This is a genomic window from Streptomyces sp. L2 (genome assembly GCF_004124325.1).
In the GTDB taxonomy this organism is placed as follows: Bacteria; Actinomycetota; Actinomycetes; order Streptomycetales; family Streptomycetaceae; genus Streptomyces.
This window is the reverse complement of the sequence record NZ_QBDT01000001.1, coordinates 4,729,282-4,742,889: the sequence shown is the minus strand read 5'-3', so window position 1 is coordinate 4,742,889 and position 13,608 is coordinate 4,729,282. Positions and strand designations below refer to the sequence as shown.

Annotated in this window: 8 protein-coding genes; 2 read left to right on the top strand and 6 right to left on the bottom strand. The window is 72.0% G+C overall.

Annotated elements, in window-relative coordinates; all coding sequences use genetic code 11:
* Positions 1–2: 2 nt before the first annotated feature.
* Complete coding sequence (locus DBP14_RS21200) at positions 3–680, bottom strand: hypothetical protein (RefSeq protein ID WP_129308735.1); 678 nt, start codon at positions 678–680, stop codon at positions 3–5.
* Positions 681–813: 133 nt separating this feature from the next.
* Positions 814–3,177 carry an N-6 DNA methylase gene (locus DBP14_RS21195; RefSeq protein WP_129308734.1) on the bottom strand — a complete coding sequence of 788 codons (2,364 nt, stop codon included), beginning with the start codon at positions 3,175–3,177 and terminating at the stop codon, positions 814–816.
* Between the two features lie 187 nt (positions 3,178–3,364).
* Between DBP14_RS21195 and DBP14_RS21190 the strand changes: the two genes are divergently transcribed.
* Positions 3,365–4,045, top strand: a complete 681-nt coding sequence (locus DBP14_RS21190; protein ID WP_129308733.1) for a hypothetical protein — start codon at positions 3,365–3,367, stop codon at positions 4,043–4,045.
* A gap of 113 nt (positions 4,046–4,158) precedes the next feature.
* The gene (locus tag DBP14_RS21185) at positions 4,159–4,878 is read left to right on the top strand and encodes a hypothetical protein (protein ID WP_129308732.1); all 720 of its coding nucleotides are present in this window, start codon (positions 4,159–4,161) and stop codon (positions 4,876–4,878) included.
* Between the two features lie 106 nt (positions 4,879–4,984).
* Here DBP14_RS21185 and DBP14_RS21180 read toward each other — a convergent pair whose 3' ends face one another.
* The 4 genes from DBP14_RS21180 to DBP14_RS21165 all read right to left on the bottom strand — a co-directional run bounded on the left by DBP14_RS21180 (position 4,985) and on the right by DBP14_RS21165 (position 13,389).
* A complete protein-coding gene (locus tag DBP14_RS21180; RefSeq protein ID WP_129308731.1) occupies positions 4,985–5,713 on the bottom strand; it encodes an HNH endonuclease family protein in 729 nt (242 codons plus the stop codon).
* A 149-nt stretch (positions 5,714–5,862) separates the two neighbouring features.
* Positions 5,863–9,396: a transcription-repair coupling factor gene (gene mfd, locus DBP14_RS21175; protein WP_129308730.1), complete on the bottom strand. Its 3,534-nt coding sequence runs from the start codon at positions 9,394–9,396 to the stop codon at positions 5,863–5,865.
* 625 nt (positions 9,397–10,021) lie between these two features.
* Positions 10,022–12,604, bottom strand: coding sequence for an ABC transporter permease (locus tag DBP14_RS21170; RefSeq protein WP_129308729.1), 2,583 nt, complete (start codon positions 12,602–12,604; stop codon positions 10,022–10,024).
* Complete coding sequence (locus DBP14_RS21165) at positions 12,601–13,389, bottom strand: ABC transporter ATP-binding protein (protein ID WP_129308728.1); 789 nt, start codon at positions 13,387–13,389, stop codon at positions 12,601–12,603. The genes DBP14_RS21170 and DBP14_RS21165 overlap by 4 nt, the downstream gene beginning before the upstream one ends.
* Positions 13,390–13,608 lie beyond the last annotated feature (219 nt).

Genomic DNA, 13,608 nt, shown 5'->3' with positions numbered 1-13,608 from the left:
GGTCACCTTCCGCCCTCGTTCCCGGCGCCCTGCTGCCCGTCGGCATGCCCGTCGTGCTTGCGCAGGTAGTCGCTCAACTCGTCCAGCTCGGCGCGGACCTGGTCGATCCGTACGGGCGCCGGGCGCTGCGGCGGCGTCGACGGCGTGGGCCGCTGCGGCACGGGCGTGTGCGCGGGGGGCGGCGTGTGCGCGGGGGGCGGCGTGTGCGGCATGACGGGCGCGCTGTGCGCCGTGGGCCCGGGCCGCATCGTCGGTACGGTCGTCGACGTGAACGGCGACGGCGACGCCGGCCCCGGATAGCCGTACCCGGCCGTCCCGCTCGCGGCGTACGCCTGCTGCCGCAGCTGGAAGTGCCGTATCTCCGCGGTCAGGTAGTAGGCGATGGCGGCCACCAGTGTGCCCAGGAGCAGGAAGAGGCCGACGTAGCCGCCGGTGGTGTGGATCTCGTCGCCGGGCTCGGTGCCCAGCAGCACGATGGCGAGGACATCGGCCACCAGCGCCGCCACGAACAGGCCCCAGTCCAGCGACTTACGGGTGACGACCGCCAGCCGCAGCATCATCGGCCAGGACAGGAAGCCGATGGTGAAGACCCCGACCGCGACGAACAGCACGCGCAGGATGACCAGCCACGCGGGGTGCGGCGGCTGCTTCACCGGCTGTGCGTAGCCGTGGCCTTGCATGGCTGCTCCTGATGCCTGAGGAGGGCGTACATCCGACCGGCGCCGCCCGTCGCGGGCAACGCCGGTCGTGCGATTGTCGCTTCGAGCATATGGCCCGGCACGGACAACCGGTCCAAGGTGTACCGAACCGTTGTCACTCCGCCCGGGTGTCCCCGCCGTCCCCGCCGGCCGGCACCGTGCCGTCCGTGAGCCCGTCGTACATCCCCCGCACCAGCTGCTCCCCCAGCCGGCTCGCGTGCCGGAGCTCCCGCTCGAACTCGTCCAGCGCGCGGAACCGGGCGCCGTAGCGCCGCTGCTCGTCCAGCGGGAGGCGGGGCAGTTGCAGGCGGCGCACGTCCAGGCGGGTGGCGGTGGAGGCGTAGCTGCTGGCCTGGCGGTGGTTGGCGGTGCCGCGCAGGAAACCGGCGAGGAACCAGGAGTCGAGCGCGGTGGGGTCGGGGCGCAGCAGCACCAGGCTGCGCCCCAGGGCGGCGCCCCGCGTCACGTCGTCGATCACGCGCGCCATCGAGCCGCCGCCGAGCACCGGTACGACGACGTCGCCGGGCTGCGTCAGCACCGCCTCCTCGTCGCTCTCCGGGAGCGTCCCGGAGGGCGCCGTCCCGGCGAGGACGTCGTGGTCCGTGAGGACCGGCACGCGCGCGTGGCCGCCGTTCCCGCCGGTGCGCATCAGCAGCGCGCCGCCGCGCGCGAGTTCGCCGACGGAGGTGAGCGGCCAGCGGGCCGGCGGGGCCGGCTCGGCGGGCGGCGGGGTGAGGTCGGCGCTCAGCCGCAGGGTCGCGCCGAGGCGTTCGCGCACCACCGCGAGCTGCTCCGCGCCGTCGGCCACGGCCGGCGGCGGCAGGTGGCGGGCGGGCGCGAGGTCCACGTCGTCGTCGAGGAGGTCGATGACCGGCACGGAACGCGCCAGCCCCGGCCGCTCCTCCAGCCGCCCGTCGCGCTCGAAGGCACGCCAGGCGTCCAGGACGGCGTCCCGCACCGCCCGCCAGTCCGGCCCGCCGCGCCCCTCGCCGGCGAACCGCCCGCTGTCCACGAGCAGGACGGCGGGCGCCGCGGGGGCCTTGCCGGGCCGGCGCAGCACCCACAGGTGCAGCGGGATGTTGTACGGCGGCGCGGCCCCGACCGGCAGCGCGACCACGGCGCGCAGTGCTCCCCGGCGCAGCAGGTCGGCCCGGATCCGGCGCCCGGAACGCCGGGACGCGGTCGCCGGGGGCATGAGCAGCACGGCGGTGCCGCCGTCGGTGAGGCGGGCGAGGGCGTGCTGCACCCAGGCCAGCTCGGACTCGGTGCGGGCCGGGAAGCCGTACTCCCAGCGGGCGTCGTAGGCGAGTTCGTCGTGGCCCCAGTTGCGCTCGTTGAACGGCGGGTGGCACAGGACGGCGTCGGCGCGCAGCTCCGGGTAGGCGTCGGCGCGCAGGGTGTCGCCGACCGCGCCGCGCACGGTGCCGCGGGCATGCAGCGCGAGCCGCAGCGCGGTCAGCGCGGCGAGGTCGGGGGCGCTGTCCTGGGCGTACAGCTCCTGGCCGGGGCGGGCGTCGACGGCCCGCAGCAGGGCGCCGGTGCCGCAGGCGGGGTCGAGGAGGGTGCGCGCGAGGCCGGCGAGGTCGGCCATGAGGCGGGCGAGTTCGGCGGGGGTGAGCGTGTACTGGCGCGGGTTGGCGTCCAGGTGCCGTCCGAGGAGGAACTCGAAGGCCTGCCGGGCGCCGGCGTCGGCGGCGAGTTCGGCGGCGCCGCGCAGGAGGGGGGCGGAGGCGTAGAGCTGGGGGCCGGTGGGGGTGTGGACGGCGGGGGTGGGGGCGGGGATGGGGGAGGGGGCGGGGATGGGGGTGGGGGCGGGGATGGGGGTGGCGTGCGGGGGCTGCGGGGTGTGAACCGGGGTGGCGCTGTGAACCGCGGGCTCGGTGGTGGGCGCGACCGGGGTGTCGACCGGACTCGGTGTGTGAACTGACGGCGGGGTGCCGAGTGGGGCCGGGGTGTTCACAGCGCCGTCCTTGTCCGCCGCGTCGGGGGCGTGAACCTGCGCGCCGGCGTTCACAGAAAGCGGCGAGTTCACAGCCTCCGTCCCCTGTGCCGCCTGCCTCCTGTGAACTCGGCGGCCCGGCGCCGCGCCGAAGCGGGGGACGAGCACCTGGTCCAGCGCCGCCGGCAGCATCGCGGCCAGGCGTTCGTCGGAGCCGGCGCCCACCTCCAGCCAGACCGTCGGCCGCTCATGGATGAGGAGCAGGGCGCAGCCCGCGTGCACCAGCGCCGTGACCGGCCCCTCGGGGTGTCCGGCGACCTGCTGCCAGACCCGCTCACGCAGGGGGACTTCGGCGAGTTTCCCCTGCTCACGCAGCCAGGACTCCACCTCGGCGAGGGCGAAGGACGGGCTGGTCTCGGTGCCGCCGACCGGCTTGGGGAAGTCGGCGTGCCGGCGGCGCCAGTTGCTGACGGCGGCCCGGCCCACCCCGGCGAGCCGCGCGATACCGGCTGCGGTCACCTCTGTCGCGTTGTCCTGCACCGGCTCGCTCCCCTCATCCCGTGTGCGCCGAGCCTACCGGCATACACAGGATCGATGCATTCACGCTCGTGTACTCGCCTCTTCATGTGAACCGTGTTGACTCGGTTCACAAGCTCTGCTCTTATTGACCCAGCGAACGAGCGACCAACCGGAGGGGGTGGTCGCCGCTTTGGGGAGGGGTTCCGTCATGGGCATGAAGGGCAAGATCGCGCTGGGCGCCGTCGCGGGGATCGTCGTCATCGGGGTCGTCTCGGCGAACTCCGGGAGCGACGGCAAGGACGGCGGCGACAAGGGCTCCTCGGCCTCCGCCGCGCACCAGCCCGGCGCCAAGAACGGCTCGAAGGACACCGGCGGCGCCAAGGAGAAGAAGGCCGCCTTCGACGGGGACGGCAACTTCGTCGTCGGCTCCGACATCAAGCCCGGCACCTACCGCACGAGCGGCAACACCGACGGCATGTGCTACTGGGAGCGGGCCAAGGACGCCGAGCACAAGATGGACTCGATCCTCGCCAACGACAACGTGACCGGCACGAGCTACGTGACGATCAAGGCCTCCGACAAGCTGTTCAAGTCCAGCGGCTGCGCGGACTGGGAGGCCGTCGACCCGAAGACGAAGGGCTCCCCCGCCACCTCCATGGACGGCGACGGCGGCATGTTCAAGGTCGGCACGGACATCGCCCCGGGCACCTACAAGTCCACCGGCAACGCCGACGACTCCTGCTACTGGGAGCGCACCAAGGACGCCGCGCACGGGCTGAACTCGATCATCGCGAACGACAACGTGACCGGCTCGGCCGTCGTCACCATCCGTTCCTCGGACGCCTACTTCAAGACGACCGGCTGCGGCGACTGGAAGAAGACGGCCTGACGGACACGTCTCCCCGCCCGCTCACCCCCACACCGCTCACCCCCGCACCACTTCACCTCCGTACCACCCTCGCACCACTTCACCCCCGTACTACTCACACTCGAAGGACCGTCATGCGTCTGTCCCCCCGTGTCGCCACGCTGTTCGCCGTCGCGGCGCTTCCGCTGGCCCTCACCGCCTGCTCCTCGGGTGCGTCCCACGACGACGGGGGCGTGAGCGCCAAGCCGGCCAAGGCGGCGGACCCGAACGCCGGACTCGCCACCGGTGCACGGCTGAAGACGGCACTGGCACCCGCGTCGGCGATACCGGCCGGGCTCACCCTGGAGGCGGACGGTTCCTCGGACAGCGGCGGCACCTTCCTCGACCCGTCGGCCAGGAAGGCCGGCAAGCCGGACTGCGGAAGGCTCGAGACCACTTCCTGGATCCAGGTGAGCGGCTTCAAGGGAGGCGTGTCGTTCGCACAGAACGACTACGCGAACAAGGACCAGACCTCGCTGGTGGCCCAGGAGATCGACTCCTTCCAGGGCACCACGGCGGCCACGGTGATGAAGGACCTGCGGGCGGTGGCCGCCGAGTGCGCCACGTACACGAACACCGACGACCACGCCCAGGTGAAGGTCACCGGCGCGGCCACCGGCAGCCTCGGTGACGAGGCCTACACGATGACGCTGACGAGCAGCCACTGGGAGAACGGCCAGACGCTGATCGCGGCCCGCTCCGGCAAGTCCGTCGTCACGGTGCTGTCCACGGCCGGCGGGAACAACGGCGCCGCCGCCGCGAAGAAGGTGACGACCGAGGTCCTCGCGTCCCTCAAGGGCCTGAAGGCCGCCTGATCCACCGGGTGTTGATCCGGGGAGCGCCGGGGCCGGCCGGGGCGACGCGCACTGCGCGGACCCCCGGCCGGCCCCAGCCTCCGCTCGGGCCGGCCCCGGCGTCCGCTCAGCGGGCGTGGAAACGTTCCGGCGCCTTGGTCGGGTTGCCCCCCGTGGGGAGTTTCTGCTGCGGGCAGGCGGCGAGGACCTTCTTCATCGCGGCCTTCTCGGCGGCGGTGACCCACAGGCCGTACTTCTTCTTCACCGCGACCTGGTCGGCCACATAGGTGCAGCGGTACGCCTTGTTGGGCGGGAGCCAGGTGGCCGCGTCACCGTCCCCCTTACCCCGGTTGGTGCTCGCGTCGACCGCGATGAGGTTCAGCGGATCGTTGGCCAGGGCTATCCGCTTGCTCGCGTCCCAGTACTTGGCGCCCTTCTGCCAGGCGTCCGAGAGGGGGACGACATGGTCGATGTCGACCTGGCTGCGGCCGCGCCGGTAGGTGATGTCCTTGCCGGAGTAGGGATCGGGGTCGAGCAGGCCGTAGGAGACCTTGCAGCCGCCCCCGGTGAACCGCACGTCCGTCAGGTCCCGTTTGAGGATGTCGTCGCGGGTGTCGCAGGAGTTGGAGTCGGTGTCCGCCCAGGCGGTGCCGAAGCGCTCCCGGGCGTAGCCGGTCTTCGGCGCCCGGCCCTTGACGGTGAGTGAGTCGACGGCGGCCAGGACCGCACCCCCGCTCCCGCCACCGCCCCCGGCCTTCTCCGGGCCCGCGGCCCCCGTGTCCTGCCCCGGCTTGCAGCCGGCCACCGCGGCCAGTACGACCACGGCGGCGACGGCCCCGCCCCTCAGACGCGCCACGCTACGTCCCCCTCCCTCACCCTGGCCGCCCTCGCACCGGGCGGAATCGTTCCCTCCTTACGGTAACGGCGTCCGTCCGGTGCGGGTGCGCGGGTCGGCGGGTTGGCGACGGGGGGTGGTAGGCGAAGGCCCCCGGGGAGGCCGGGGGCCTACGACCCCAGGATCGAGGCCAGGAACTCGCCTACCCAGCCCAGCAGTTCGCGGCCGACCAGCGGTTTGCCGCCCACCTTCGCGGTCTTCGGGCGGGGGACGAGGATCTGGTGTGCGGCGGGCTTGATGACGGTGCCGGGGTAGAGGCGCTTGAGGCGCAGCTCCTGGGACTCGCGCAGTTCCACCGGCGCGAAGCGGATGTTGGTGCCCTGGAGCACGATCTCGCCGACCCCGCAGGCGCGGGCGAGCATCCGCAGTCCGGCGACCAGCAGCAGGTTCTCCACCGGATCGGGCAACTTGCCGTAACGGTCGGTGAGTTCCTCGCGGACGGCCTTGATGTCCTCTTCCGAGTTGGCGGAGGCGATCGAGCGGTAGGCCTGGAGGCGCAGCCGCTCGCCGGGCGCGTAGTCGTGCGGGACGTGCGCGTCGACGGGCAGCTCGATCTTGACCTCCAGCGGGGCCTCCTCCTCGATCTCGCCGGTCTCCAGCTGGCGGCGGTAGTCCGCGACGGCCTCGCCGACCATGCGGACGTACAGGTCGAAGCCGACGCCCGCGATGTGCCCGGACTGCTCGCCGCCGAGCAGATTTCCGGCGCCGCGGATCTCCAGGTCCTTCATGGCGACGTACATGCCGGCGCCCATCTCGGTGTGCTGGGCGATGGTGGCGAGGCGTTCGTGCGCGGTCTCGGTGAGGGGCTTCTCCGGCGGGTAGAGGAAGTAGGCGTAGCCGCGTTCGCGGCCGCGGCCGACGCGGCCGCGCAGCTGGTGCAGCTGGGAGAGGCCGAAGTTGTCGCCGCGCTCCACGATCAGGGTGTTGGCGTTGGAGATGTCGATGCCGGACTCGACGATCGTCGTGGAGACGAGGACGTCGAACTTCTTCTCCCAGAAGTCGACGACGACCTGTTCCAGCGCCGACTCCGACATCTGGCCGTGAGCGGTGGCGATGCGGGCCTCGGGGACGATGTCGCGCAGGCGGGCGGCGGCGCGGTCGATGGACTCGACCCGGTTGTGGATGTAGAAGACCTGGCCCTCGCGCAGCAGTTCGCGGCGGACGGCGGCGCCGATCTGCTTCTCCTCGTACGGCCCGACGAAGGTGAGCACCGGGTGCCGTTCCTCCGGCGGGGTGGTGATGGTGGACATCTCGCGGATGCCGGTGACCGCCATCTCCAGGGTGCGCGGGATCGGGGTGGCGGACATCGTCAGGACGTCGACGTTGGCGCGGAGCTTCTTCAGCTGCTCCTTGTGCTCGACGCCGAAGCGCTGCTCCTCGTCGACGATGACCAGGCCGAGGTCCTTGAACTTGGTCTCGGAGGAGAACAGCCGGTGGGTGCCGATGACGATGTCGACCGAGCCCTCCTTCAGCCCCTCCAGGACGGCCTTCGCCTCGGTGTCGGTCTGGAAGCGGGACAGGGCGCGCACGTTCACCGGGAACTGGCCGTAGCGCTCGGAGAACGTGCCGAAGTGCTGCTGCACCAGCAGGGTGGTGGGGACGAGGACGGCGACCTGTTTGCCGTCCTGTACGGCCTTGAACGCGGCCCGCACCGCGATCTCGGTCTTGCCGTAGCCGACGTCGCCGCAGATCAGGCGGTCCATCGGGACCGACTTCTCCATGTCGTCCTTGACCTCGGCGATGGTGGTCAGCTGGTCGGGGGTCTCGGCGTAGGGGAAGGCGTCCTCCAGCTCGCGCTGCCAGGGCGTGTCGGCGCCGAAGGCGTGCCCGGGGGCGGCCATGCGGGCCGAGTACAGCTTGATCAGGTCGGCGGCGATCTCCTTGACGGCCTTCTTCGCGCGCGCCTTGGTCTTCGTCCAGTCGGCGCCGCCGAGCCGGTGCAGGGTTGGTGCCTCGCCACCGACGTACTTGGTGATCTGCTCCAGCTGGTCGGTGGGGATGTAGAGGCGGTCGCCGGGCTGGCCGCGCTTGGCGGGGGCGTACTCCACGACCAGGTACTCGCGGGTGGCGCCCTGGACGGTGCGCTGCACCATCTCGATGTAGCGGCCGACACCGTGCTGCTCGTGGACGATGTAGTCGCCCGCTTCGAGGGTGAGCGGGTCGATGGTCTTGCGGCGGCGGGCCGGCATGCGGGCGCCGTCGCGGCCGGCGGTCTTCTGCCCGGTCAGGTCGGTCTCGGTGAGGACGGCGAGCTTGAGGGCGGGGTCGACGAAGCCGTACTCGATGCAGCCGCAGGCCACGTGGACGACCGACGGGGTCGGCTCGTCCAGGTCGATGGTGAGGCGGGCGGGGATGCCCTCGCCGCCGAGGACCTCGACGGTGCGGGCGGCCGGGCCGTGGCCCTCGGTGACGAAGACGGTGCGCCAGCCGTCGGCGAGCCAGCCCTTGGTGTCGGCGAGGGCCTTGGCGGTGTCGCCGCGGTAGGTCTCGGGGGCGTGCATGCCGAGCTTGAGGGTGTCCCCGTCGAGTTCCTCGTCGGCGGCGAACGGGGAGACGGACCACCACAGCATGTCCAGCTCGCGCGCGCGCTCGCGGATGTCGGCGATGGACCACAGGGAGGCCGCGCCGACATCGATCGGCGCCTCCCCGCCGCCCGCGGTGGCGGCCCAGGACGCCTGGAGGAACTCCTGGGAGGTCGCCACCAGGTCGGTGGCGCGGGTGCGCACCCGCTCCGGGTCGCACACGACGGCCATGGCGCCCTTGGGCAGCACGTCGAGCAGCAGCTCCATGTCGTCGACGAGGACCGGGGCGAGGGACTCCATGCCCTCGACGGCGATGCCCTCGGCGATCTTGCCGAGCAGTTCGCCCAGCTCGGGGTGCTGTTCGGCGAGGGCACGCGCGCGGGCGCGGACGTCGTCCGTCAGCAGCAGCTCGCGGCAGGGCGGGGCCCACACGCCGTGTTCGGCGACCTCCAGGGAACGCTGGTCGGCGACCTTGAAGTAGCGGATCTCCTCGACGTCGTCGCCCCAGAACTCGATGCGCAGGGGGTGTTCCTCGGTGGGCGGGAACACGTCCAGGATGCCGCCGCGTACGGCGAACTCGCCGCGCTTCTCGACGAGCTCCACGCGCGCGTAGGCGGCGGCAGCGAGGGCTTCGACGATCTCGTTCAGGTCGGCGGTCTGGCCGGTGCGCAGGGCGACCGGTTCCAGGTCGCCGAGGCCCTTGACCTGCGGCTGCAGCACGGATCGTACGGGCGCTACGACGACGGAGACGGGGCCGGTCTCGGGGTCGTCGAGGCGGGGGTGGGCGAGGCGGCGCAGGACGGCGAGGCGGCGGCCGACGGTGTCGCTGCGCGGGCTGAGCCGCTCGTGCGGCAGCGTCTCCCAGGAGGGGTACTCCACGACGCCCTCTGGGGGGAGCAGCGTGCGCAGGGCGGCCGCCAGGTCCTCGGCCTCGCGGCCGGTCGCGGTGACGGCGAGGACGGGGCGGCCGGAGTCGCGGGCGAGGGCGGCGATGGCGAGGGGGCGGGCGGCGGGGGGGCCTACGAGGTCGACGTGCGTGCGGTTGCCGTCCGCGGCGGCCTTGATCGCTTCCGCGAGGGTGGGGTCCTTGAGGACGACGTCCAGTAGACCGTGCAGGCTCATGAGGGGTTTTTCCGTCCGGGGGGCGCGGGGGTGGGCAACGCGAGTGCCCCGACGCGGGGGGCGGCCGGGGGGTGTCCAGCGTACGACTCCGTCGGGTTCGGTGTCGGGGGCTGTGGATAACTCCGGGGTGTGTGCGGCGGCCGGGCTGCGGTGACCCTCCCAAGGGGCTCCGCCCCCTGGACCCCCGACCTCGCCCACCCACCACCCGACTCGGTAGGTCCAGAAGTGACCCGCTGGGGTTGGGGCTCGGGGGGGGCCGAGAAATGGCCCACCCGGGTCGGGGCTCGGTGGGTCGAACAGTGGCCCGCGCGGGGTCGGGACTCAGGGGTCGAACAGTGGCCCGCGCGGGGTCGGGGCTCGGGGGCCGAGAAGTGGCCCGCGCGGGGGTGGGGGCTCAGGGGGCCGAGAAGTGGCCCGCGCGCGGGTGGGAGCTCGGTGGGGCCGGCAGTGACCCACCCGGGGCTGGGGCTCGGGGGGCCGAGAAGTGGCCCGCCGGGATCGGGGTTCGGTCGGCTGAAGAGTGGGCCGCGCCGGGTACGCCAATGCCCGGCGCCGGAAGTCTGGTGGCTTTCGGCGCCGGGCTCCTCCGCAACCCCCGTGTGCGGTGGCTGGTGGGGTGGTGGGGTCAGTCCGTGGCGATGGCGTTCAGGACGTTCATGCGGCCCGCCCGGAACGCCGGGATCAGGGCGGCGAAGAGGCCCACGAAGGCGGAGCCGATGAAGACGCCGATGATCGTCGGCCAGGGGATGTCCAGGATCTTCAGGCCCTGAAGGGCGAGGAGCTGCTGGGCGGTGGCGCCCCAGCCCATGCCCAGGCCGAGGCCGAGGAGCGCGCCGAAGACGGCGATCACCACGGACTCCAGGCGGATCATGCGGCGCAGCTGGCGTCGGGAGAGGCCGATGGCCCGCATGAGGCCGATCTCCCGGGTCCGCTCCACCACCGACAGGGCGAGGGTGTTCACGACGCCGAGGACCGCGACGATGATCGCGAGGGCGAGCAGGCCGTAGATCATGTTGAGCAGCTGGCCGATCTGGTCCTTCAGCTCCTGCTTGTAGTCGGTCTGGTCGCGGACCGTCACGCTCGGGTCCTTGTGCAGGGCCGTCTTCAGGGCCGTGTAGGCGGCGTCCTGCTGCCCGTCCTTGGCGCTGGCGAAGACCAGCTGGTCGAGCGGCATGCTGCCGGCGGGCACGTACTTCTTCAGCGTGGCCAGGGAGGTGTACTTGGCGCCCTGGTCGATCAGGTCCTTGCTGTTGGTGATGGCGCGGACCGTGAGGTGGGCGGTGGCCCCCTGGTCGAAGCTGACGGTGATCTTCGAGCCGAGGTGGATGCCGTGGGCCTTGGCGAACTTCTCGTCGACCGACATCGAGCCGGGCAGGTAGGCGTCCTTCAGGTCGCCGGCGACGGTCTTCTTGTGCAGGTCGGTGGCGTAGGTCGGGTCGGCGCCGGTGACGTCCTGCTTCTTGAGTGTCTTGCCGTCGGGGGTGGTGAGTTCGGCCTGGATCGGCCGGTACTCGGTGACGTGCGTCAGGCCCGGGGTGTCCTTGATGGCCTGGACGTCCTGCGGCTTGATGCGCTGGCCGTTGTCGCCCATGACGATGAAGTCCGTGCCGACGGTCTTGTCGAGCTGGTCGGTGGCCGAGGCGACCATCGAGGAGCCGACGACCGACAGGCAGGCGACGAGGGCGAGGCCGATCATCAGGGCGGCGCCGGTGGCGCCGGTGCGGCGCGGGTTGCGCAGCGCGTTGCGCTCCGCCATCCGGCCGACGGGGCCGAAGACGCGCAGGATGACCGCGCCGAGGACGCGCACCAGGCCGCCGGCGAGCAGCGGGCCGATGACGACGAACCCGATCAGGGTGAGCACCACGCCGAGGCCCAGCCAGCCGGAGCCGGCCTTGGCCTTGTCGGCGTTCGCCGCGGCGAAGAGGCTCGCGGTGCCGGCGCCGGTCAGGACCAGGCCGATCAGGGCGCGTACGACACCGGCCTTGGCGTCGGTGGGCGCGCCGGAGTCGCGCAGCGCGGCCATCGGCGAGACCTTGCCGGCGCGGCGGGCGGGCAGGTAGGCGGCGAGGACGGTGACGACGACGCCGAGGACCACGCCGAGGACGGGGGTCGTCCAGGCGATCGTCAGATCGTCGGTGGACAGGTGCATGCCCATCTTGCCCATGAGCTTCATCAGGCCGACCGCGATGCCGACGCCGGCGCCGACGCCGAGCGCGGAGCCGATCAGGCCGAGCAGCAGGGCCTCGACGAGCACGGACCGGTTGACCTGCTTGCGGGAGGAGCCGATGGCCCGCATCAGTCCGATCTCGCGGGTGCGCTGGGCGACCAGCATCGAGAAGGTGTTGATGATCAGGAAGATGCCGACGAGGAAGGCGATCCCGGCGAAGCCGAGCATCGCGTACTTCATGACGTTCAGGAAGCCGCTGATCTGCTTCTGGTTGGCGTCGGCGACCTCCTTGGCGGTCTGCACCTTGTAGGCGTGGCCGCCGAGCGCGGCGGTCACGTTCTTCTTCAGCTGGACGTCGCTGACGCCCTTGGCGGCGGTGACGTTGACGTTGGTGTAGACGCCCGTCCTGCCGACGAGGGTCTGCTGGGCGGTCTTCGTGTCGAGGTAGAAGATCGCCGCACCCGGGTTGGTGACGGTGAAGGTGGCGATGCCGGACACGCGCGCGTGGTGCGTGCCGAGGGCGGTGAGGATGCCGATGTCGTCGCCGAGCCCGAGGTGGTGCTTCTTGGCGGTGTCGGCGTCGACCATGACCTGGTCGGGGCCCTTGGGCGCCGTACCGGTGGTCACCTTCATGGTGCGGGCGTCGTTGCCGTTCCAGCTGCCGACGATGGTCGGGGCGCCGCTGGTGGGCGAGAGCTTGTCGAGCTTGCTGTCGACGACGGTCACCGAGGTGGAGAACACCGTCCCCTCGGCCTTCTCGACGCCCGGCGTGTGGCGCACCCGGTCGACCACGGAGGCCGGCATGACCGGCGGCTTGCCGGTGCTGGAGGTGGTCTCGCCGGTGTCGGAGGAGCCCTTGGCGCTGACCTGCACGTCGGAGGAGGTGGCCTGGAACAGCTTGTCGAACGTGGTGTTCATCGTGTCGGTGAAGACGAGCGTCCCGCAGACGAACGCCACCGACAGCAGCACCGCGACGGCGGACAGCGCCATCCGGCCCTTGTGCGCGAAGAAGTTGCGCATGGAGGTCTTCATGACGGTCATGACGTACGCCCCCGGGCGTCGAAGTCCTTCATCCGGTCCAGGACCTGGTCGGCCGTCGGCTGGTACATCTCGTCGACGATCCTGCCGTCGGCGAGGTACAGCACGCGGTCGGCGTAGGAGGCGGCGACGGGGTCGTGGGTGACCATCACGATGGTCTGGCCGAGTTCGTCGACCGAGCGGCGCAGGAAGCCCAGGACTTCGGCGCCGGCGCGCGAGTCGAGGTTTCCGGTCGGCTCGTCACCGAAGATGATCTCGGGGCGGGCGGCGAGCGCGCGGGCCACGGCGACGCGCTGCTGCTGGCCGCCGGAGAGCTGGGTCGGCCGGTGCTTGAGGCGTCCGGCGAGGCCGACGGTCTCCACGACCTGGTCCAGCCAGCCCCGGTCCGGCTTGCGGCCGGCGATGTCCATCGGCAGCGTGATGTTCTCCAGCGCGTTCAGCGTGGGCAGCAGGTTGAACGCCTGGAAGATGAACCCGATCCGGTCCCGGCGCAGCTTGGTGAGCTTCTTGTCCTTCAGGCCGGTGATCTCGGTCTCGTCCAGGTAGATCTGACCGCTGGTCACGGTGTCGAGCCCGGCGAGGCAGTGCATCAGCGTGGACTTGCCGGACCCCGAGGGGCCCATGATCGCGGTGAACTGGCCGCGGGCGATGTCCACGTCGACGTGGTCCAGGGCGACGACACGGGTCTCCCCGGCGCCGTACGCCTTCACGACCTGCCGCGCCCGCGCGGCGACGGCCGTAGTCCCTCCAGTACCCCCGTGCCTGGGAACAGTCACAGCCGAAGTCACGGTATATCTCCTATGTCGGTCAGCCAGTCGGTGTCGGCGTCCCGCCGAAGCGGTGCGTCCTGGTGGTGCGGCGTACGGTGCTTTCGCACAGCGCGTCCGTACGGTGTGTTCGTATAGCGCCTTCGTACGACGCCCTCGTACGGCGCCTTCGTACGTCGACGAGTCTCGCGGGCGACAGTGGTGCCGCGCGCTGGTGCGGAGCCCCCTCTTCTCCGGGGG

What these genes read in the sequence shown, in the direction of transcription:
- DBP14_RS21170 (WP_129308729.1), bottom strand. Translation starts at nt 12,604, where the DNA reads ATGACCGTCATGAAGACCTCCATGCGCAACTTCTTCGCGCACAAGGGC.
- DBP14_RS21190 (WP_129308733.1), top strand. Translation starts at nt 3,365, where the DNA reads ATGGGCATGAAGGGCAAGATCGCGCTGGGCGCCGTCGCGGGGATCGTC.
- DBP14_RS21185 (WP_129308732.1), top strand. Translation starts at nt 4,159, where the DNA reads ATGCGTCTGTCCCCCCGTGTCGCCACGCTGTTCGCCGTCGCGGCGCTT.
- mfd (WP_129308730.1), bottom strand. Translation starts at nt 9,396, where the DNA reads ATGAGCCTGCACGGTCTACTGGACGTCGTCCTCAAGGACCCCACCCTC.
- DBP14_RS21200 (WP_129308735.1), bottom strand. Translation starts at nt 680, where the DNA reads ATGCAAGGCCACGGCTACGCACAGCCGGTGAAGCAGCCGCCGCACCCC.